This window comes from Streptomyces sp. NPDC001108, from assembly GCF_053598535.1.
The window spans coordinates 53,540-74,812 of the sequence record NZ_JBSFKL010000003.1 but is presented as its reverse complement, the minus strand read 5'-3'; the positions used below and the strand labels follow the sequence as shown (position 1 = coordinate 74,812).

Sequence of the window (21,273 nt, the reverse complement as noted above, 5' to 3'; positions counted from 1 at the left end):
GGAAGGATGCTGAGTCTTCGATGACGGAACCGACCGCCCCGCGCGTACTGCTCTCCCCCGCCCGCCTGGCCGGCCTGCGCCGCCGCACCGGCGACTACGGCGACCGGACCGTCGCCACCGCCTGTGCCATCGGGCTGTCGTACTGGGCGACCGGCCTCGGCCCCGACGGGATGGACCTCACCCCGGGCACCCTCTTCCCCGACCTCCTCCGACAGGTCGACAAGAACGGCGCGGCCGACGGGGCGTTCGACGGGGACGACTGGGCGGCCGGGGCGGACGGCCTCCCCGTCGCCGCCCCCGAAGGCGTTCCGTCCGCCGATGCGCAGCTCGCCCTGGACGACCTGGCCGACTTCCCCGACCGCCCCCTCGGCACCATCGCCCCGTCCGACGCGGCGGCCCGGCTCGAAGCCCTGGCCCGGTGGAACGACAACCGGGCCGACCGGCCCCGCCCGACCCTCATGGAGATGTTCCGCGAGCAGGCCCGCTCCCGGCCGGACGCCGTCGCGGTGATCGACGAGCACCGCGTCCTGACGTACCGACAGGTCGCTGCCCTCTCGGCTCAGTTGGCCCATCACCTGATCGGGCGCGGCCTCATCGCCGAACAGGTCGTCGGCATCTCGCTCGGCCGGTCCGCCGAGATGGTGATCGGGCTCCTCGCCGTGCTCCAGGCGGAATGCGCCTTCGTCCCGCTCGACCCGCAGTGGCCCGCCGCCCGGCGCGCCGTCGTCGTCGAGGACGCCGGGGTCGCGCTCCAGCTCGGCACGACCGGTGAGCACCCGGACGGGGAGCCGGAGGCGGTCGCCGTCGACCTCGACGACTGGGCCTTCGCGGACCACCCGGACCAGGCGCCGGACATCACCGTCCCCGGCACCGCCCTGGCCTACGTGATCTTCACCTCCGGCTCGACCGGCCGCCCCAAGGGCGCCATGATCCGCCACGAGGCGATCAGCGAACGCCTCCTGTGGCAGGTCGAGGAGATCCTGCACTTCGGCCACGACGACGCCTCGCTCTTCAAGGCACCGCTCTCCTTCGACATCTCCATCAACGAGATCTTCCTGCCGCTGGTCTCCGGCGGCCGGCTGGTGATCCTGCGCCCCGGCGGCGAACGCGACCCGCACCACCTCCTCGGCGTGATCGCCGAACACCGCGTCACCTTCGCCTATCTGGTCTCCTCCATGCTGGACGTCCTGCTGGAGATCGCCGGCGACTCCGGCCGCCTGGACAGCCTGCGGCACGTGTGGTGCGGCGGCGAGGTGCTCACTCCCGAGCTGTACGAGCGGTTCCGCGCCCGGCTCGACATCCCGCTCTACCACGGCTACGGACCGGCCGAGACGACCATCGGCGTCTCCCACGTCATCTACCGGGGCGAGGCCGAACGCCTCTCCACCTCGATCGGCCGGGCCAACCCCAACACCCAGCTGTACGTCCTCGACGACGAACTGCGCCCGGTCCCGGTCGGCGTCGGCGGCGAACTGTACGCGGGCGGCCTCCTGCTGGGCCGCGGCTACGTCAACGCCCCCGCCCTGACCGCCTCCCGGTTCGTCGCCAACCCCTTCGCCGACGACGGCTCCCGGCTCTACCGCACCGGCGACCTGGCCCGCTTCGCCCCGGACGGCACCCTGGACTTCCTCGGCCGCGCCGACAACCAGATCAAGATCCGCGGCATGCGGCTGGAGACCGAGGACGTCGAGGCGTCCCTCGCCGAACACCCCGGCGTACGGCACAGCTGCGTCGTCGCCAGGAAGAACACGGCGGGCGGTACCTACCTGACCGGCTACGTGATCCCGGCCGCCGGCCACGAGGGGCTGCGGGCCGAGGCCGTCAAGGAGTGGGCCACCGAGCACCTGGTCGAGTACATGGTCCCCGCCCACCTCGTGGTCCTCACCGAGTTCCCGCTCACCGCGAACGGCAAGCTCGACCGGGGCGCCCTGCCCGAACCCGTGATCGCCACGGACGGCGCGACCGAGCCCGTCACCGAGGAGGAGCGGCTGGTGTGCGCCGCCGCCGCGAAGGTGCTCCGACTCGAACGGACCGGCACCGACCAGGACTTCTTCCAGCTCGGCGGCGACAGCATCCTGGCCATCTCGCTGCTGGGCGCCCTGCGCGAGCGGGGCCTCCACGTCACCGCACGGCAGATCTTCGCCCACAGCCGCCTCGGGGCGCTCGCCTCGGTGGCGAGCCGGGAGGAGGCCGCCGCCGTCGACCACGGCGACCTCGCCACCGGGCCCGTCACCGGACTGCCGGTCGTGCGGTGGCTCGGCGAAACCACCGACGCGATCGACGGATTCGTCCAGTCGGTCGTCCTCAACACTCCGGCGGAGCTGACCGGACAGGCGCTGGACACGATCCTCGCCGCCGTACTGGACCGGCACCCCATGCTGCGCGCCCGGCTGGTCCGTGGGGAGCACTGGGGCTTCGACATCCCCGGACCCGCCCGGGGCGCCGGCCCCGTCTGGCAGGAGAGCGACCTCCCGGCCGCCGACTGCGTCGCACTCGCCACCAGGGCACTCGACCCGGACGCCGGGGTCATGCTGCGCGCCGTGTGGCGCCGCGCCGACCGCCAACTCGTCCTGGTCGCCCACCATGTGGTGATCGACGGGGTCTCCTGGCGCATCCTGATGGACGACCTGGCCACCGCGTGGCGGCGGTACGCCGAGGGCGCCCCCGTCGAACTCCCGCCCACGGGAACGTCGTTCCGCCGCTGGACCCAGCTGCTGGAACGGGCCGGATTCGAGGCCGACCGCGCCCACTACGACACGCCACTGCCCGGCCCCGACGCCCCCCTCGCCCGCCGCGCGCCACAGGACGCCGACACCGTGGCCCGGGAACGCGTCCGCACCCTCACCCTGGACCCCGACGCGACCGCCGCCCTGCTCGGCCCCGTTCCCGCGGCGTTCCACGCGGGCGTCAACGACGTCCTGCTCACCGCCCTCGCCGTCGCCCTCGCCCGCTTCCGCCGCGACCTGGGCCAGGACCAGAGCTTCGCCCGCATCGAGCTGGAGGGGCACGGCCGCGAGGCCCGACACGTGGCCGACACCGCCGGGTTCGAGCCCGAACTCTCCCGCACGGTCGGCTGGTTCACCACCCTGTTCCCGGTCACCGTGGACCCCGGTGCCGCCACCGACCCCACCGACCCCGGACAGCTGGCCGCCGCCCTCAAGGCGGTCAAGGACCAGCTCGCCGCGGTGCCCCGCAACGGCCTCTCCTACGGCGTCCTGCGCCATCTGACCGGAGCCCTGCCCGCCACCCCCGCCCCGCAGGTCCTTTTCAACTACCTGGGCCGCTTCGACGCGGGAACCCCGGGTGACTGGCAACTGACCGGCAGTACAGGTCAGTTGGGGGAGAAGCGGGACCCCGGTATGCAGCTGCCGCGCGCCCTGGAGTTCAACGCGATCGCCGAACCCGGCGAGGACGGCGCCTACCGGCTCGTCACCACCGTCTCCTGGGCCGAGGGCAGGTTCACCGAAGACGACATCACCGCCCTCGGCACCCACTTCCACGCCGCGCTCACCGGGCTCGCCGCCCTGGAGGAGGGCGGCCACTCGCCCGGTGACTTCCCCCTCGTCCCCCTCACCCAGGCCGACGTCGACGAACTCGACGGACCGGCCCTGCTCGACATCCTCCCGCTGACCCCGCTCCAGGAGGGCCTCTACTTCCACTCCGTCTTCGACGACGAGACGACCGGCAGCTACGTCGAACAGCAGCTCCTCACCCTGGAGGGCGAGGCCGACCCGGACCGGCTCGCGGCGGCCGCCACCCGGCTGCTCGACCTCCACCCCAACCTGGCCGCCCGGTTCACCGCCCTCGCCGACGGCCGCGTCGTCGCCGTACTGGAAAGCGGCACCGAGGCACCGTTCACCGTCCTGGACCGCCCCGGCATCACCGACGAGGAGATCCGCGCTTACGCCGAACAGGACCGCCGCTCCGGCTTCGACCTGGCCACCGGGCCGCTCATGCGCTACACGCTGATCCGCGCGGGCGCCGGGCGCGATGTCCTGGTGCAGACCGTGCACCACATCGTCGCCGACGGCTGGTCCGTCCCCCCGATGCTCCGCGCCCTGCTCGCCGAGTACCACGCCCCCGGGACCACCCACCCGCTCGGCGACCACCGCGCCCACGCCCGCTGGCTCGCCGCCCGCGACCACGAGGAGAGCGAACGGATCTGGCACGGCGAACTCGCCGGACTGCCCGGGCCCTCCCTCGTCGCCGAGGGGCACACCCCCTCCGAGCACTTCGCCGACACCACCGCCGAGGCCGGGAGCGACCTCGACACCGCCGCCCGCGCGGCCGGTGTCCCCCTGAGCGCCGCCGTGCACAGCGCCTGGGCCCTCACCCTGGGCGGCCTCCTGCACACCACGGACGTCGTGTTCGGCTCCACCGTCTCCGGACGCGACGCCGAACTCCCCGGCATCGCCGACATGGTGGGCCTGTTCATCAACACCGTCCCGGTCCGCGCCCGCTGGACCGCCACCACCACGGCGGCCGAACTCCTCGCCACCGTACGGGCCCACCAGGAGGCGGTCCGCGACCACCAGTACGTCTCCCTGGCCCGGATCGCCCGCCGGGCCGGCACCGGACCGCTCTTCGACACCCTCGTCGTCTTCGACGTGGCCACCGACCCGGACACCCTGCGCGCCCCCGGCCACCACCTCGCCATCACCCGCATCACCAACGAGGGCGCCCCGCACTACCCCCTGACCCTGGTGGTGGAACGCACCCCCGACGGCCGTCCCCTCTTCCGGCTCATCCACGACGGCGCCCTGCTGCGCCCCGCGAGCGCCGAAGGCATCCTGCACACCTTCACCCGCACCCTCACCAGCCTGCTCACCCGCCCGGACGTCCCGGTCCGCGCGGTGACCGCCGCCCCCGCCGCGCTCCCGGAGCGGGCCACGGGAACGCTCGACGTCCTCCTCGACGCCGCGGCGCGCCGCGACCCCGAGGCCACCGCCGTCACCCAGTGCGCCCTCGACGGCGCCACCCGATCCCTCACCTACGGCCAACTCATGCAAGCCAAGGACGAGTTGGCGGACGTCCTGCGGGCGGCCGGGGTCGGCCCCGGGAGTCTGGTCGCCGTCGCCGTGCCCCGCTCCCTGGAGCAGGTCGTCGCCCTGACCGCCGTCGTCGCCGCGGGCGGCGCCTACGTACCGCTGGACCTGGCCTATCCGGACGAGCGGCTGGGGTACGTCCTCACCGACTGCGTCCCGCAGGCCGTGCTCGTCGACCGGGAGCACCGGAGCCGCTTCGCCCGCCTCCTGGAACGGACCGGCGTACCGGCCCGGATCCTCGTCCAGGGCGGGGAACCCGCCCCCGCCGCCCCCGTACCCGTCACCCGCCCGCGCCCGGGGGACCCCGCGTACATCATCTACACCTCCGGTTCCACGGGCCGCCCCAAGGGCGTCGCCGTGCCGCACGCGAGCGTGGTCGCCCTCCTCGCCCACACCCGGCCCGCCATGGGCTTCGGCCCCGACGACGTCTGGGTGCAGTTCCACTCCTTCTCCTTCGACTTCGCGGTCTGGGAGCTGTGGGGGGCGCTGGTCCACGGCGGCGAACTGCTCGTCCCCGACTACGCGCTGACCCGCTCCCCGGCCGACTTCCACCGGCTGGTCCGGGACCGCGCGGTGACCGTCCTCAACCAGACCCCGTCCGCGTTCCACCGGTTCATCGAGGCCGACCGGCTCGCCGCCGCACCGCTCACCGCACTGCGCCGGATCGTCTTCGGCGGCGAGGCGCTGGACCCGGCACGGCTGCGGGGCTGGGTCGGCCGGTACGGCACCGGCACCCCCGAACTGGTCAACATGTACGGGATCACCGAGACCACCGTCCATGTCACCCACCGGGTGCTGACCGGGACGGACTTCGAGCCCGGCACCGAGGTCAGCCCGATCGGCGGCCCGGTCCCCGGCCTCACCGTCCACCTGCTCGACGACCGGCTCCGCCCGGTCCCGCCGGGCCGGACGGGCGCCGTCTACGTCTCCGGCGACCAGCTCTCGCTCGGCTACCTCGGGCGGCCGGGACTCACCGCGGGCCGGTTCGTGGCGGACCCGTTCGCCGCCGACGGCTCCCGCATGTACCACACGGGCGACCTGGCCCGCCGTACCCTCGACGGCGAGCTGGAGTTCGTCGGCCGGGCCGACGACCAGGTGCAGCTCAAGGGGTTCCGGATCGAGCCAGGCGAGGTGGAGGCGGCGCTCCGGGCGCTCGACGGGGTGGTGGATGCCGCCGTCACGGTGGCGGGGAGCGGGGACCATCTCGTCGCCCATGTGGTGGGCCGGGCCCCCGCCGACCTCACCGCCCGGCTCTCCGCCACGCTGCCCGCGCACATGGTGCCCGGCCGGGTGCTGACCGTGGACGCCCTGCCGCTGACCGTCAACGGCAAGCTGGACCGCGCGGCCCTGGCCGCCCGTGCCGCGCACGACGACGCCCCGGCGGCCCCGTGCGTCGTGGATGCCGGGCCCGCCGTGGCCGAGGACGCGCTCGCCGCGCTGGTCGGGATCTTCGCCCAGGTGCTGACCGGCGGATCCGTGGACGCCGACACCGACTTCTTCGCCGCCGGGGGCGACAGCATCGTCGCCATCACCGTCATCAACCGGGCCCGGGCGCTCGGCCTGCCCATCGCCCCGCGCGACGTCTTCCTGCTGAAGACCCCGCGCGCCCTCGCCGCCGACCTGGCCGCCCGTACCCGGCCCGCCGCCCCCGCGCCGGCCCGCCGGGAGGACGGCCCGCTGCCCGCCACCCCGATCATCCTGCGCCAGCGCGAACTCGGCGGCCCGCTCGACCGGTTCGCCCAGGCCCGGACCCTGGAGGTGGCCGAGGGCATCGGTCCGGCCGACCTGCGGCGGGCCGCGACCGCCCTCCTCGCCGCCCATCCGACGCTGCGGCTGCGGCTCACCACCGAGCACGGGGTGTGGACCCTGCGCACCGGACCCGCCCCCGAGGCCGACGTGGTGACCAGCGCCGCCCCCGACGCGACGGCGGCGGCGAACGAGGCCGCCGACCGGCTCGACCCCGCCACCGGGCGCCTCGTCGCGTTCTCCTGGCTGGCCCCGACCCGCACCCTGGTGGTCACCGCGCACCACCTCGCCGTCGACGCGGTCTCCTGGCTGATCGTCCTCGACGACCTGGCCGCCCACCTCGAAGGCACCACCCCGGCCCCGCCCACCACCTCCTACGCCGAGTACGCCGAGGCCCTGACGGCCCACACCGCCCGGGAGACCGGCAGCCTCGGCCACTGGATCGAGACCCTGGCCGCACCACCCCTGCTGCCCGAGGTCCGCCGCCCGCGCACCCGCACCGCCGTCCTCCCGCCGGAGACGGCGGACCGGCTGACCCGCACCGCCCCCACCACCCTCGGCACGGGCCTCACCGAGCTGCTCTGCGGCGCCCTGCGCACCGCGCTCACCGCCGTCCAGGCCACCCCCACCGACCTCGCCGTCGAGCTGGAGCTGCACGGCCGCACCCCGGTCCTGGAGCACCACGACTACAGCCGCACCGTCGGCTGGTTCACCTCCATCGCCCCCGTCCGGCTCACCCCGCACACCGACCCGGTCGCCGCCGCCCGCGAGGTCGCCGAACGCCGCCCGGACGAGCGCGGACACCTCGCCTACGGGCGGCTGCGCCACCTCGACCCGCAGACCGCCCCGCTGCTGACCGCCCACCCCCAGGTGCTCCTCAACTACCTGGGCCGGGGCGGCGAATCGGACGTCCCCCGGATCACCGGCGGCGAGCGGCCCACCCCGTACGCCGTCGAGGTCAACGCCTGGACCGACGCGGCCACCGGCGGTCTGCACGCCGAGTTCACCCTCGCCGAGGGCGTCCCCGACACCCTCACCGGGCACTGGCTCGGGGCCCTGGAGCGGATCGCCGACGCGGCCGCCACCGCCGAGCGCACCGCCCCCGTCACGCCCCTCCAGCGCGGCCTGTACTTCCAGGCCCAACTGGCGGGGACGGCCGGGCACTACGTCGCCCAGAGCTGGTTCACCTTCGACCGGCGCCTGGACCCCGACGCGCTCGCCGGGGCGATGGCGTACGTGATCGCCCGGCACCCCGTCGTCGGCGCCGGATTCACCACCGACGACGACGGCGACCCCGTCCAGCTCCTCGGCGCCGGACGCACGGTCGCCGTCCGCACGGTCGAGGTGGCGGACGCGGCCGCGGCCGAGGAACTGCGCGCCCGCGACCGGGAGACCGGCTTCGACCCGGGCGAGCCGCCGCTGATCCGGCTGACCGTGGTCCGGCCGCCCGACGGCGGGGACCGGCTGCTGCTCAGCTACCACCTGCTGCTCTGGGACGGCTGGTCCCGCGAGATCGTGCTGCGCGACCTGTTCGCCGCGTACGAGGCCGTCCTGGCGGGCGAGCCGCTCGCCGCCACCCCCGCCGTGCCCGGCTTCGAGGAGTACGCCCGTACCCTGGCCGCCAGGGACCCGGCCGCGGCGCACCGGTTCTGGGCCGGCCACCTGGCGGAACTGTCCGGACCGACCCTGCTCGCCCCGGCCGCCCCGGATCTCCCCGAGACCCTGCCGCACGCCCTGACGCACACCATGTCCGCCGAGCTCTCCCAATCGCTGCGGGACGCGGCCGCCGCCCACGGCGTCACCCTGAACACGGTGCTGACCGGCGGCCTCGGACTGCTCCTGGGCGCCCGCACCGGCCGGGAGGACGCGGTCTTCGGGGTGACCGTCTCCGGCCGTGAGGGCGAGGGCCACTCCGACATCGTCGGCGTCCTCCTCAACACCGTGCCGATGTGGACCCGGGCCCGGCCCCGCGACACGGTCGGCGCCTACCTGACGTCCGTGCAGACGGCCCGGGTCGAGGCGATGGACCACGAGCACCTGGGGCTCGGCGAGATCCAGCGCGCCGCCGGGCACGACACCCTGTTCGACAACCTCTTCGTGCTCCAGAACTTCCTGGACCAGGAGGCGTTCGCCGCGATGAACGCCCGCCACGGCATCACCGCGGTACGCGCCGACGACTCCACCCACTACCCGTTCACCTGGGTCGTCACCCCGGGCGAACGGCTCACCGTCAAGCTGGAGCACCGCGACGACGACCCGGCCGGTGCCCGCCGCCTCCTCGACGACTACCTGCGCGTCCTCGCGGACCTCGCCCGCTCCACCGGACCCGTCGGTGCGCTCCCCGGGGCCGCCCCGGCCCCCGGACCCGCCCCGCGCACCGGCATCGGCACGGACACCGTCGTCGACCGCTTCGACCGCGCGGCCGGCCGCACCCCGTCCCGGACCGCGCTCGTCGCCGACGGCGCCGGCCTCACCTTCGCCGAACTCCGCGACCGCAGCCGTCGACTGGCGGGCGTACTCGCCGCACGCGGCATCGGGCCGGAGCGGACCGTGGGCCTGGCCGTACCGCGCTCGCTCGACCTCCTCGTGGCGCTCTTCGCCGTACTGCGCGTCGGCGCCGCCTACGTACCGCTGGAGCTGGACCACCCGGACGAGCGGATCGCCGCCATCGTCGCGGACGCCCGCCCCGACACCGTCCTCACCGTCGAGGCGGTGGCCCACCGGATCGGCGGCGACCGCATCGTCCTGGACCGCCCGTTGCCCGCCGCCGAGCCGTACACCACCTTCGCCCCCGAGGACCCGGACCGGCTGCGCCACCCCGCGTACACCATCTACACCTCCGGCTCGACCGGGAAGCCCAAGGGCGTGGTGACCGAGTACGCCGGACTCACCAACATGCTGATCAACCATCAGCGGCGGATCTTCGAACCCGTCCTTGCCGACCACGGCCACCGGGTCTTCAAGGTCGCGCACACCGTGTCGTTCGCGTTCGACATGTCGTGGGAGGAGCTGCTCTGGCTCGCCGACGGCCACGAGGTGCACATCTGCGACGAGGAGCTGCGCCGCGACGCCCCCCGGCTCGTCGAGTACTGCCGCGACCACGGCATCGACGTCGTCAACGTGACCCCGACGTACGCGCAGCAACTGGTGGCCGAGGGGCTGCTCGACGACCCCGGGCGGCGGCCGGCCCTGGTGCTGCTCGGCGGCGAGGCCGTCACCCCCAAGCTGTGGCAACGGCTCATCGACACCGAGGAGACCGTCGGCTACAACCTGTACGGACCCACCGAGTACACCATCAACACCCTCGGCGTCGGCACCTTCGACTGCGAGGACCCGGTGGTCGGCGTGGCCATCGACAACACCGAGGTGTACGTGCTCGACCCGTGGCTGCGCCCGCTGCCGGACGGGGTCCCCGGCGAGCTGTACGTCTCCGGCACCGGGATCGCCCGGGGCTACCTCGGGCAGAGCGCCCTGACCGCCGGCCACTTCGTGGCCTGCCCGTTCGGCCGGCCCGGTGAGCGGATGTACCGCACCGGCGACCTGGTGGTCCGCCGCCCCGACGGCAACCTCGCCTATCTCGGCCGGACCGACCAGCAGGTCAAGATCCGCGGCCACCGGGTCGAACCGGCCGAGGTGGAGGCCGCGTTCGCCGCGCATCCGGCGGTGCGGTTCGCCGCCGTCGTCGCCGAGCCCGCCCCGGGCGTCGACGGCGGGTACCGGCTCGCCGCCCACCTGGTGCTCGACGGCGCCGATCTGGCCCGGGTCGCCGCCGACGTGGGCGCCCGGCTGCCGGACTTCCTGCGCCCGACCCACTACGCCCGGGTCGACGCCATCCCGCTGACCGTCAACGGGAAGGCCGACACCAGGGCCCTGCCGGAGGCCAGGCCGCTCGGCGCCCTGACCACCGCGGCCGAACGCGGCCCGGAGACGGAGACGGAGACCACGGTCTGCGAACTCTTCGCCGAGGCACTGGACCTGGACGACGACGAGGTGAGCGCGGTGAGCGACTTCGTGGCCCTGGGCGGCCACTCCATGCTGGCGGTACGGCTGACCGGGATGCTCCGCCGGGAGTACGGCCCCGTCGTCACCATCCGCGACCTGCTGACCCTGCGAACCCCGGAAGCCATCGCCCGCCACCTCGACGAGAGCTCCTGACATGCCGCCCCGCACCCCCACCCCCGAGGCGCCACCCCGTACCGGCGCGGACATCCTGCGCACCGCGCTGCGCCGCAACACCGGCGCCATGGCCCGGGGCACCCTCCTCATGGGCCTCTACCAGGCGGGGGAGACCGCCTTCCCGATCGCGCTCGGCCTGATCGTCGAGCACACCCTCCAGGACCGGAGCCCGGCCGCGCTCGCGCTGTCGATCGGGGCACTGGCCGTGATCATCACGACGGTCTCGCTGTCGTGGCGGTTCGGGATGCGCGTCCTGCAGAAGGCCAACACCACCGAGGCGCACCGCTGGCGGGTCCGGGTCGCGGCCTGCGGGCTCCAGCCGGTCGCCCGGGACGTCGACCTGAAGTCAGGCGAGGTGCTGACCATCGCGACCGAGGACGCCGACCAGACCGCCGACATCGTCGAGGTGGTGCCGCTGCTGGTCAGTTCGCTGGTCGCGGTGGTGGTCGCGGCGGTGGCGCTGGGCCTCGCCGATCTGCGGCTGGGGCTGCTGGTGATCGTGGGGACCGTCGCGATCCTCTCGGTCCTGGCGGTGCTGTCGAAGCGGATCGGGGCCCGGACCCGGGAGCAGCAGGCCCGGGTGGCGCGGGCCGGCGCCAAGGTCGCCGACCTCATCATCGGCCTGCGCCCGCTGCACGGATTCGGCGGCAACCACGCCGCGTTCGGCTCCTACCGGCGGGTCAGTGCGGACGCCCGGCACCAGGCGGTCGCCGTCGCCCGGGCCAACGGCGCCTACGCGGGCGCCGCACTGGCCCTGAACGCGGTGCTGGCCGCCGCCGTCTCGCTGACGGCCGGCTGGCTGGCGTTCGACGGCCGGATCACCATCGGGGAGCTGGTCATGGCGGTCGGCCTGGCCCAGTTCATCATCGAGCCGCTCAAGATGTTCTCCGAGATGCCCAAGTACGTGATGACGGCGCGCGCCTCGGCCGAGCGGATGGCACTGGTGCTGGCCGCGCCGCCGGTCACGGCCCCGGGGGAGGGGAGCCCTGCCGGGGACGCGGAGCGGGCCCTCGTCCTCGACTCCGTCCACCACGGGTCGTTGCGCGGCATCGGATTCGAGGTGGCCGCCGGGGAGTTCGTGGCGATCGCCGCGTACCGGCCGCGCCAGGCGGCCGACCTGGCGGAGGTCCTCGCGCTGAAGGCCCCGCCGGGCACGTACCCGGGACGGGTCGTGGTGGGCGGCCGGGGGCTGGCGGAGCTGTCGGTCGAGGCGGTGCGCGCCTACATGCTGGTCAACCCGTACGACGGGGAGATCTTCGCGGGGACCCTCCGGTCCAACATCGACCCGTCGGGCACCAGCCGGTCGGTCGCCGAGGCGGTCGAGGCGTCGCTGCTGACCGATGTCGTCGCCCTGCACCGCGAGGGGCTCGACCACCCGGTCCGGGACCGGGGGGCGAACCTCTCCGGCGGGCAGCGCCAGCGGCTCTCGCTGGCCCGGGCGCTGGCCGCCGACAGCGAGGTGCTGGTGCTGCACAACCCGACGACGGCCGTCGACGCGGTCACCGAACAGCTCGTCGCGCGCCGGGTCGCCGAGCTGCGCCGGGGCCGCACCACGGTGGTGATCACCAGCAGCCCGGCCCTGCTGGACGCCGCCGACCGGGTGCTCGTCCTGGACGACGGGGTGATCACCGCCGAGGACACCCACCGCAACCTGCTGGCCGGGGACGAGGGGTACTGCCTGGCCGTGGCGCGATGACCGGACCGGGCCGGTCACCGGACGCGACCGGCCCCGGCGGTGTCAGCCGAGGGCCCAGGCCACGTCCCTGAGCAGGGCGTGGCGCCAGCCCGCCCGGTCGTGGCCGGCGGCGGACCGGGAGACCCGGACCGCCGCCCCGGCCCGCGCCGTCAGCTCCTCCACCACCTCGCAGTGCGGGAGCATCCGGGGCTCGTGCTCCCCGACGTCGAAGGCGCACCGCAGCCCGGACAGGTCCGGCCCCCCGCGCAGCCGCTCGGCGAGGGCCCCGCCGAGCGGCCCGCCCAGCGGGTCCGCCGACTCCGCAGCCCCGGGGGCCCACCACACGGAGGCCGACTGGACGGCGATCCGCCGGACCAGACCGGGGAACTCCAGCGCCGCGTAGAGCGCGCTCAGCCCGCCCAGGCTCTGCCCGGCCACGACGAGCCGGTCCGGATCGGCCGGCACACCGGACTTTGCGAGCAGCGGCAGCAGTTCACCGCCGACCGCCTCCCAGAGCCCGGGACGGCAGGCGTACTCGGTCGCGCGGTCCTTGGCGGGCAGGAAGACCAGGGTGACGGGTTCCATGTCGCCCGCCGCGACGGCCGATTCGAACGCGGCCGTCGCGGGGTGCAGATACAGCCAGTCGTCCCCGTCGAGCAGCAGCACCACCGGCCCGCCGCCGCCCACCGGGTGCACCCGCGCGGTGCGCCGCCCGCCCGGCCGGCCGCCGGTCCAGCGGAGCCGGGTGCGGGGCAGTGGCGGCACGTCGTCGGCGCCGACCACGGGCCAGTGCGGCTGGGCCGGGGCGTCCGGGGTCGCGGCGAGGGACCGGTCCGCCCCGGCACCGGCCGGGTTGAGCGGGTCCGCGTGGGCGGCCCCGTCGGCCAGGACGCGGTAGGTGACCCGCAGCCGCGCGGGCATGCGGACCTCGGCGTACCAGCAGTCCGTACCGGCCAGACGGCGCAGCGGGAGCGGCGGCGACCAGCTCTCGAAGTCGACGACGGCCTCGGAGCCGCGCCACAGGAACAGGGTCCGCCAGCCGCCGTCGCCGTCCGGGACGGACACCGGGGAACGCGCCGCCGTCCAGAACGCGTCCGTGCCGGCCTCGCCGGACAGCCCGAACGGGGCGAAGGGGCCGTGTCCACCGGGTGCGGGAACGGCCGCTTGTGAGGGGGCGGGGGAGGAGCTAGGCTCATCGTGCATTAGGTGAGCCTAACCTAACAAGGCGTGAGTCTTCCATCCCCGAATCCCGTCCGGCACAAGCCCAACGGACGTCCGTCGGCGCACCGTTGGGCCCGAGGAGGCATCGACATCATGAGCACCAACCCGTTCGACGACCCCGAAGGCCGTTTCCTGGTACTCGTCAACGACGAGGGCCAGCACTCGCTCTGGCCGTCCTTCGCCGAGGTGCCCGGAGGGTGGACGGTGGCACTCGCCGAACACGACCGGGCGGCCTGCCTGGAGTACGTCGAAGCCAACTGGACGGACCTGCGCCCCCGTTCCCTCGCGACCGCCGGAGAATGAGCGCGGTGCGGACCGCCGTGACCAATGCCGCCACCGCCGGATCCCGGCCCGGTGCGGTGTGCGCCGTGCGCCCGGCACGCCGGGAGGAAGCCGCCGAACTGGCCGCGCTCTCCCGGCCGTTCGTCCGGTCCGGGGCGCTGCGGGAGCGTCCCGGACCGCTCTACGCCGTCCGCGCCGCCGACTTCCTGGTGGTGCGGCCCCCCGGCGGCCCGGTCGAGGGTGCCGTCGCGCTGCGGGTGCACCCGGCGCAGGCGGGGCCGGTGGGCGTCGTCTACAACTTCTGCGTGGCCGGGCACCGCCAGGGGGCCGGAGTGGGCGCCGCACTGCTGCGCGCCGTGCTCGACCGGGCGCGTGCCCAGTCGCTCGGCGCCCTGTTCACGGCGACCACCGGCGGCGGGGAGCTGTTCCACCGGCACGGCTTCGCGCCCGTGGCCGCGCACCTGGCGCCGCCCTCCTGGGCGCGTGCGCTCGACCCCCGCCGCGGCGCGCGGATTCTCGCCCGGACGCTCTGAGCGCACCGGCGTGCGGCGCCCCCTGCGCGCCGCACGCCGGTCAGCCGCCCGGGATCACCGTGGTGCCGGAGCCATCCCCGTCGAGGACCCCGCGCAGCACCGCGTGCGGCACCCGGCCGTCCAGCACCTGCGCCGTACGCACCCCGCCGCGCACGGCACGCAGGCACCCCTCCATCTTCGGCAGCATCCCGCTCGCCAGCCCCGGGAGCAGGGCGGCCAGGGCGTCGGCCGTCAGCCGCCCGATCACCTCGGTGCTGTGCGGCCAGTCGGCGTACAGCCCGGCCACATCGGTGAGTACCACCAGCCGCTCCGCGTCCAGGGCCACGGCCAGCGCCGAGGCGGCGAGGTCCGCGTTGACGTTGTAGACCTCCCCGTCCGTACCGCGTGCCACGGGGGAGACCACCGGTATGTGGCCCCGGTCCAACAGGGTGCGCACCATGCCGGGGTTGACGTCCACGACCTCGCCGACCAGGCCGATGTCCACCGGCCGGCCGTCCACCAGGGCCGGTCGCCGCACCGCCGTCAGGGTGTGCGCGTCCTCGCCGGTCATGCCCACGGCGTAGGGGCCGTGGTCGTTGATGTGGCCGACCAGTTCCCGTTGGACCCGGCCGCTCAGCACCATCCGCACCACGTCCATGGCCTCCGGGGTCGTGACCCGCAGCCCCGCCTCGAACCGGGACTCCAGGCCGAGCCGTTCGAGCATCGCGCTGATCTGCGGGCCGCCCCCGTGCACCACGACCGGGCGCAGCCCGGCGCGCCACAGCTCCACGACGTCCCGGGCGAAGGCCCGCTTCAGCTCCGCGTCCACCATGGCGTTGCCGCCGAACTTGACGACGACCGCGCCGCCCCGCACCGTATCCATGAAATTAGCTTAGCCTCACCTAAGTTTCTTGGGTGGGGGTCAGCTGTTCCCTCGTCAGGAGGGCGCCCGGAGAGCGTCAGGAGGACTCGGCGGCGCGGAGGAGGTCCCGGGGAAGGTAGGCGGACTCGACCCGTACGGACCAGCCGCGACGGACCGCGAGGCAGGCCAGGGCGAGGATGTCCAGGTCGAGGGCCCCATCCGGGTCGTCGGCCCGGTCGGCGATCAGGTACTGGTCCCGGTGGGCCTCCAGCGCGTAGGCGAGCGCCAGGCCGAAGGGACCGCACCCGGCCCCCGATGCGGCCCGGGAAATCCCCGAGCGCCGCCCGGACGGCGGCCCCGTCCACCTGATGTCGCTCCACCCGCACCGCGCTGCTCCCCCTGTCCGGCCGTCCGGTCTCCGCGCCACCTTAAGGGAGCTCTCCAGCAGGTGGCGGCGTGCGTCCCCGGTCGGCCGGGTGTCGTCCACGGGGTCCGGGGCCGGAGTCGTCACCGGTGCCCCGCCGCCCGCGCGTCGGCGTGTCCGGTGCTTCAGCGGCGCCAGGTCGGGTATGCGCTGGTTCATGTCTACTTCGAGCAGCGCCCTCGCCTTCCCCGCACGACTGCGTGATCTGATGCGCGGCCGTGACCTCGCCCTGTTCCAACGGGTCGCCGGCCGGCACTGGCCGGGCGCCGATCAGGTGCTGCCACGGTTGAGCCGCAGCGCCGATCACGGGCTTCTCTGGTTCGGCGCCGCGGCCGGCATGGCGGCACTGGGCGGCAGCGCCCGGGCACGCCGGGCGGCGGTGCGCGGAGTCGCGTCACTGGCCGTGGCCTCGGCCGCTATCAATACCGTCGGTAAGCGGACGGTGCGCCGGGAGCGGCCGATACTGGATCTGGTTCCGGCGGTGCGGCAGCTCAAGCGGCAGCCGTTCACCACGTCGTTCCCGTCCGGGCACGCGGCGTCCGCGGCCGCCTTCGCCACGGGCGTCGCCCTCGAGTCGAAGGGCTGGGGAGCGGTCGTCGCCCCGGTCGCGGTGGCCGTGGCCGCCTCCCGCGTCTACACGGGCGTCCACTATCCGGGTGATGTGCTGGCCGGTGCGGTGCTCGGCGTCGGGGCGGCGTTCGCGTTGCGCGGCGTCGTTCCGACCCGGGGACAACTGCCCGCGCCGGGCCGTCCACCGGCGACGGTCCCGTCGTTGCCCGACGGCGAGGACCTGGTCGTCGTGGTGAACCGGGAGTCCGGCACCGCCACCGCGACCGCTTCGACGGTGCGCGAGGCGCTGCCGCTGGCCGAGATCATGGAGTGCGCGCCCGGCGACCTGCCCAAGGCGATGGCCGAGGCGGCGGACCGGGCCCGGGTGCTGGGGGTCTGCGGAGGCGACGGCACGGTGAACCTGGCGGCGTCCGTCGCGGCGGAGCACGGGATTCCGCTCGCCGTCTTCCCCGGCGGAACACTCAATCACTTCGCGTACGACCTGGGCATCGAGACGGTGGACGACACGGCGGCCGCCCTCGCCTCGGGGGACGCGGTCAAGGTGGACCTGGGCAGGTTCCGGCCCGGCCCCGAGGGAGCGGACGGCTACTTCCTCAACGCCTTCAGCCTGGGGGTCTATCCGGAGCTCGTGCGGATCCGGGAGCGCTGGTCGCCTCGAATCGGCGGCTGGCCCGCGGGGATCCTCGCGGCCTTCGAAGTGCTGCGCGGCCGGAGCCCGCTCACGGCCGAGCTGCGGGGAGAGCGGCGGCCGTTGTGGCTCCTGTTCGTGGGCAACGGGCTCTTCCAGCGGGTCGGACCCGCTCCCGGGCGGCGGCACAATCTGGCGGACGGCCTGCTGGACGTCAGGGCGATCCACGGCGGCCGCACCCCGGGGCTGCGCCTGCTGGCAGCGGCGGTGGCCGGTCCGCTGACGCGTTCCCCCGTCCACGCGGCGGTACGCCGGCACCGGGTACGGATCACCGGCCTGACGCCGGGGACCCCGTACGCGTACGACGGTGAAGTGGCCCACAGTGGCACGGAGCTGACGATCGACAAGCTGAACGAAGCGCTCGTGGTGTACTGCCCCGCGGCTCTGTGACGGAGAGGCCGTGGCGGCGGACCGGGGATTCCTCGGCCCCCGCCGCGGCCGTACCCGCTCGCGGCGCCGAGCGTGTCGGCGCAGGGGCCGGCTACCCGGGCGGGAGTCGGGGACGCGGCGGCAACCGGCCCCGTCCGCGGCGGGCGGGACGGCGCCCGGGTGCCGGAGCGGGACGAGGAATCGCTGCTCAGGGGCCGATCGGCCCTAGTCGCGGCGGCCCCGCGCCGCGTTCACTGCGTTGCGTCGCGCGCCGCAGGTGCGCGCGGGAGGGAAGCATCGTGATCGCAGTCGTCGGGCACAGGGACCTCGGCAGTCGGACCCTGGAGCTGGTGGAGGCCGAACTCGGAGCGCGGCTGGACCGGTTGGCGGAGGGCGCCGCCGCCCTGGTGCGGGCCGGGGCCGGACTGCCGGTGGTGTTCGGGCGGGCCGCCCGGGAGGCGGGACGGAAGCTGACGGTGCTGCTGCCGTCGCAGGGCGCGGTGCCCGCCCCGCTGCCGGAGCCGGACCGCTCGGCCGCGGGTGAACTCCTGGTCCTGGCCGAGCAGGTGCGGCTGCTGGCCTTCGACCCGACCGACCGGGACGCCTGCGTCGGCGCGGACGAGCGGCTGGTGGCGGCCTGCCGGACGGTCCTCGCGGTGTGGGACGGATCGCCCTCGGACGGCGAGGACGCCACCGCGCACCTGGTCGCGTTCGCCCGGGCGCGCGGCATCGCGGTGGAGGTCGTCTGGCCGGCCGGTTCGGCACGGGGGCGACGGTGAACCGGCTGCGGGAGGACGTACCGGCGGGCCGGGCGGACACCACGGCGTGCCCGGACGGGCCCGGGGACACGGCCCACGACGAGGAGTGCGCCGGAGCGCGGCGCGGATTCGGCTGGCTGCTGATCGTCACCGCCGCGCTCGGGCTGCTCTCCTCGTTCGTCATCACGGTCGACAAGTTCGAACTCCTCGTCGACCCCGGCTTCGTACCGGCCTGCTCGCTCAGCCCCGTGGTGTCCTGCACCAGCGTGATGACCAGCGACCAGGCATCGGTCTTCGGCTTCCCCAACCCGCTCATCGGGTTGATCGGCTTCGCGGTGGTGCTGGCCACCGGCGCCGGGCTGCTCGCCGGGGCCCGCTACCGGCGCTGGTACTGGCTGGGGCTGAACCTCGGTGCCCTGCTGGGGGTCGGCTTCTGCATGTGGCTGATGACCCAGGCCTTGTACGAGATCGGCGCCCTGTGCCTGTGGTGCATGCTCGTCTGGGCGGTCACGATCTTCGTGTTCTGGCACACCACGGTGCACAACCTGCGCCACGGGGTGCTCCGGGCACCGCGCGCCCTGGTGGCGGCGGTGCTGGAGTTCCCGCTGGTGGTGCCGGTGACCTGGTGCCTGGCCGTGGTCATGCTGATAGCAGTCCGGTTCTGGCCGTACTGGCGGAGCCTCCTGTGACCGCGCCCCTGTCGGCGGTGTCGAGATGAAGGTGCGCCTGCGGAATCCCGGCGGCGGCCAGCCGGGCGGCGGCCTCCCGCCCGGCACCGGCCGGGGCGGCCTCGGGGGAGAGCGCCACGAAGGCGTGCTGCCGGGCCGGGGACCGCGCCCCGGTCTCCCCGAGGAGCGCCCCCGGGGCGTCCGCCGCGACGACGGTCAGCCAGGGCCGGTCGCGCCGGAACGCCTCCAGGGCCGCCGCGTCGTACAGCTCCTCGCCCGCACTCCCCGGACCGCCGCGGAGCAGCAGCAGTCGTACCCGGTGCACGCCCGACCGGTCCGCGTCGATCCGCTGGAGCAGCGCCTTCATCGGGGCCCAGCCCGTGCCGGAGGCGAGCAGCAGCAGCTCGGCCGAGAGCAGGTGGTCCGGCAGGACCAGCGCACCGCGCGGCGCCCCGATCCGGACGGTGCCGCCCACCCGCGTACCGTGCACCAGCGCGTCGCTCACCCCGCCGGCGTTCCGGGCCCGTACGTGGAACTCCAGCTCGCCGTCCGGGTGCGGGGCGCGGGCCAGGTAATAGGGGCGCCAGGCCTGCTCCAGCAGGGGCGACTCCAGGGACGCGTACTGCCCGGCCTCGAAGGCGTACGGCTGGTGCGGGCGGACCCGCAGCACGGCGAGACCGGGGGCGCGCAGCTCGTGCGCGACCACCGTCGCCTCCCAGCTGGGCGGTTCGGAGATCGCCTCGTCGGCGCCCCGGACCATCGCGGAGACCGCCAGGTTCAGCATCCGCAGCCAGGCGTCCTCCAGCGCACCGGTCCACCGGATCCCGGCCCGCAGCCGCAGCGCCTCGACGAGCGCCTCCTCGAACGCGGCGAACTGCGCGGGGCGCACCCCGAGCTTGCGGTGGTCGCGTCCCAACTGGCGGAAGACGCGGATCAGTTCGTCGGTGCGGTGCAGATTGCCGATCAGGTAGTGGAAGATCGACGCGAGGTGGTCGCGCTGGAACGCCATCGACTTTGGGAACAGCGCCCGCAGATACGGATGCCGCTCGAACAGGATCCGGTACAGGTCCGCGATCAGCTCGTCCACCGGGCCCACCAGCGGGAGCGCGTCGCTGATCAGGAGCTGGTCGGCGGTGCCGTCGTAGGCCCGGGGTGCCTCGGCGGTCCAGCGGTCCGTACGGCTGTCGGCCGGGGCCAGGATGCGTCGTCGCAGCCGCATCGCGTCGTGCCGGGCGAGCAGTGCGTGGTAGTCCTCGCCGGAGGTGTTCATGGGCCGGGTTCTCCTTGGTGCAGCGCAGTGGGGGTGGCCGGAAGAGAGACGTCCGCGAGCGCCCGGACGATCTTGGCGGCGTCAGTATGGCACCGGGGTCCACCCGCTGACCGGCCCCTGGCCACAGGGCCTTTCGGCCCTGTTCAGATGCCGTTCACCGTGCCTTCGCACCCCCTTCGAACCGTCCCCGGAGCCGGGCACATACTGGTCCCGGCCCTCTCCCCGAACCGATCGAGCCTGATGTGAGTGAGTTCGCGAATCCCGCACCGAGCATGACCACCCGGCCCCCGGCCCCCGTACCGTCCACGGCCCCCGTACGCGTCTTCATCCTCGACGACCACGAGGTCGTACGGCGCGGAGTGCGCGATCTGCTGGAGGCCGAGGACGACATCGAGGTGGTCGGCGAGGCGTCCACCGCCCGGGAGGCACTGGCCCGGGTACCGGCCACCCGGCCGCAGGTCGCCGTGCTGGACGTACGCCTCGGCGACGACCAGGGCGGCGACCACGCCGGGATCGAGGTGTGCCGGGAGCTGCGCGCCCTGATGCCCGAGCTGGCCTGCCTGATGCTGACGTCCTTCGACGACGACGAGGCGCTGTTCGACGCCATCATGGCGGGGGCGGCGGGCTATGTGCTCAAGCAGATCAACGGCGCCGACCTGATCACCGCCGTACGCCGGGTCGCCTCCGGCAGCTCGATGCTCGACCCGCGCACCACCGCCCGGGTCATGGAGCGGCTGCGCGGCGCCGAGCAGCAGCCGCCCGCCGAGCCGTCCGAGGAGGCCCAGCTCGACGGACTCACCCCCCGGGAGCGGCAGATCCTCGACCTCATCGGCGAGGGGCTCACCAACCGGGAGATCGCCGAGCGGCTCTTCCTGGCCGAGAAGACCGTCAAGAACCGCATCTCCTCGATCCTCGCCAAGCTGGGCGTGGGCCGCCGCATCCAGGCCGCGATGCTCGTCGGCCGGGTCAAGGAACGCCGGGGCTGACGGGACCGCGCCCCGGCGGGG

The 21,273-nt window shown here is 74.7% G+C and carries 12 protein-coding genes; 8 read left to right on the top strand and 4 right to left on the bottom strand.

The annotated features are described in order from the left end of the window. Positions 1-20 precede the first annotated feature (20 nt). A complete protein-coding gene (locus tag ACWC97_RS08835; RefSeq protein ID WP_450648278.1) occupies positions 21-10,946 on the top strand; it encodes an amino acid adenylation domain-containing protein in 10,926 nt (3,641 codons plus the stop codon). Between the two features lies 1 nt (position 10,947). Beyond that, complete coding sequence (locus ACWC97_RS08830) at positions 10,948-12,663, top strand: ABC transporter ATP-binding protein (RefSeq protein WP_352280204.1); 1,716 nt, start codon at positions 10,948-10,950, stop codon at positions 12,661-12,663. 42 nt (positions 12,664-12,705) lie between these two features. On the opposite strand, the gene ACWC97_RS08825 is transcribed toward ACWC97_RS08830, so the two are convergent. Then, positions 12,706-13,845 (bottom strand): alpha/beta hydrolase-fold protein, encoded by a 1,140-nt coding sequence (locus ACWC97_RS08825; protein WP_450648275.1) that lies wholly within the window; start codon positions 13,843-13,845, stop codon positions 12,706-12,708. Positions 13,846-13,956: 111 nt separating this feature from the next. Here ACWC97_RS08825 and ACWC97_RS08820 point away from each other — a divergent pair, with 111 nt between their 5' ends. Both ACWC97_RS08820 and ACWC97_RS08815 read left to right on the top strand, forming a co-directional pair. Then, positions 13,957-14,166 carry an MbtH family protein gene (locus ACWC97_RS08820; protein ID WP_352280206.1) on the top strand — a complete coding sequence of 70 codons (210 nt, stop codon included), beginning with the start codon at positions 13,957-13,959 and terminating at the stop codon, positions 14,164-14,166. A gap of 5 nt (positions 14,167-14,171) precedes the next feature. Continuing rightward, entirely contained in the window at positions 14,172-14,678 is a 507-nt protein-coding gene (locus ACWC97_RS08815; protein WP_450648273.1) for a GNAT family N-acetyltransferase, read from the top strand. 40 nt (positions 14,679-14,718) lie between these two features. Here ACWC97_RS08815 and argB read toward each other — a convergent pair whose 3' ends face one another. Then, positions 14,719-15,540, bottom strand: a complete 822-nt coding sequence (argB, locus tag ACWC97_RS08810; protein ID WP_385216177.1) for an acetylglutamate kinase — start codon at positions 15,538-15,540, stop codon at positions 14,719-14,721. A gap of 76 nt (positions 15,541-15,616) precedes the next feature. After that, positions 15,617-16,102: an immunity 49 family protein gene (locus tag ACWC97_RS08805; RefSeq protein WP_450648270.1), complete on the bottom strand. Its 486-nt coding sequence runs from the start codon at positions 16,100-16,102 to the stop codon at positions 15,617-15,619. Here ACWC97_RS08805 and ACWC97_RS08800 point away from each other — a divergent pair. The 3 genes from ACWC97_RS08800 to ACWC97_RS08790 all read left to right on the top strand — a co-directional run bounded on the left by ACWC97_RS08800 (position 16,101) and on the right by ACWC97_RS08790 (position 19,017). Then, positions 16,101-17,591, top strand: a complete 1,491-nt coding sequence (locus ACWC97_RS08800; protein WP_352280209.1) for a bifunctional phosphatase PAP2/diacylglycerol kinase family protein — start codon at positions 16,101-16,103, stop codon at positions 17,589-17,591. The two genes, ACWC97_RS08805 and ACWC97_RS08800, sit on opposite strands and share 2 nt — an antisense overlap. 278 nt (positions 17,592-17,869) lie before the next feature. After that, positions 17,870-18,349: a hypothetical protein gene (locus ACWC97_RS08795; protein ID WP_352280210.1), complete on the top strand. Its 480-nt coding sequence runs from the start codon at positions 17,870-17,872 to the stop codon at positions 18,347-18,349. Beyond that, positions 18,346-19,017: a vitamin K epoxide reductase family protein gene (locus ACWC97_RS08790; protein ID WP_352280211.1), complete on the top strand. Its 672-nt coding sequence runs from the start codon at positions 18,346-18,348 to the stop codon at positions 19,015-19,017. The genes ACWC97_RS08795 and ACWC97_RS08790 overlap by 4 nt, the downstream gene beginning before the upstream one ends. On the opposite strand, the gene ACWC97_RS08785 is transcribed toward ACWC97_RS08790, so the two are convergent. Beyond that, positions 18,968-20,266: a globin domain-containing protein gene (locus tag ACWC97_RS08785; protein WP_450648268.1), complete on the bottom strand. Its 1,299-nt coding sequence runs from the start codon at positions 20,264-20,266 to the stop codon at positions 18,968-18,970. The genes ACWC97_RS08790 and ACWC97_RS08785 overlap by 50 nt on opposite strands. A 272-nt stretch (positions 20,267-20,538) precedes the next feature. Between ACWC97_RS08785 and ACWC97_RS08780 the strand changes: the two genes are divergently transcribed. After that, positions 20,539-21,252, top strand: coding sequence for a response regulator transcription factor (locus ACWC97_RS08780; RefSeq protein WP_352280213.1), 714 nt, complete (start codon positions 20,539-20,541; stop codon positions 21,250-21,252). Positions 21,253-21,273 lie beyond the last annotated feature (21 nt).

Excerpts from the sequence above, each read along its gene's own strand:
- ACWC97_RS08835 (WP_450648278.1), top strand. The coding sequence starts at position 21 with ATGACGGAACCGACCGCCCCGCGCGTACTGCTCTCCCCCGCCCGCCTG.
- ACWC97_RS08830 (WP_352280204.1), top strand. The coding sequence starts at position 10,948 with ATGCCGCCCCGCACCCCCACCCCCGAGGCGCCACCCCGTACCGGCGCG.
- ACWC97_RS08825 (WP_450648275.1), bottom strand. The coding sequence starts at position 13,845 with ATGCACGATGAGCCTAGCTCCTCCCCCGCCCCCTCACAAGCGGCCGTT.
- ACWC97_RS08820 (WP_352280206.1), top strand. The coding sequence starts at position 13,957 with ATGAGCACCAACCCGTTCGACGACCCCGAAGGCCGTTTCCTGGTACTC.
- argB (WP_385216177.1), bottom strand. The coding sequence starts at position 15,540 with ATGGATACGGTGCGGGGCGGCGCGGTCGTCGTCAAGTTCGGCGGCAAC.
- ACWC97_RS08800 (WP_352280209.1), top strand. The coding sequence starts at position 16,101 with ATGTCTACTTCGAGCAGCGCCCTCGCCTTCCCCGCACGACTGCGTGAT.
- ACWC97_RS08805 (WP_450648270.1), bottom strand. The coding sequence starts at position 16,102 with ATGAACCAGCGCATACCCGACCTGGCGCCGCTGAAGCACCGGACACGC.
- ACWC97_RS08785 (WP_450648268.1), bottom strand. The coding sequence starts at position 20,266 with ATGAACACCTCCGGCGAGGACTACCACGCACTGCTCGCCCGGCACGAC.
- ACWC97_RS08780 (WP_352280213.1), top strand. The coding sequence starts at position 20,539 with ATGACCACCCGGCCCCCGGCCCCCGTACCGTCCACGGCCCCCGTACGC.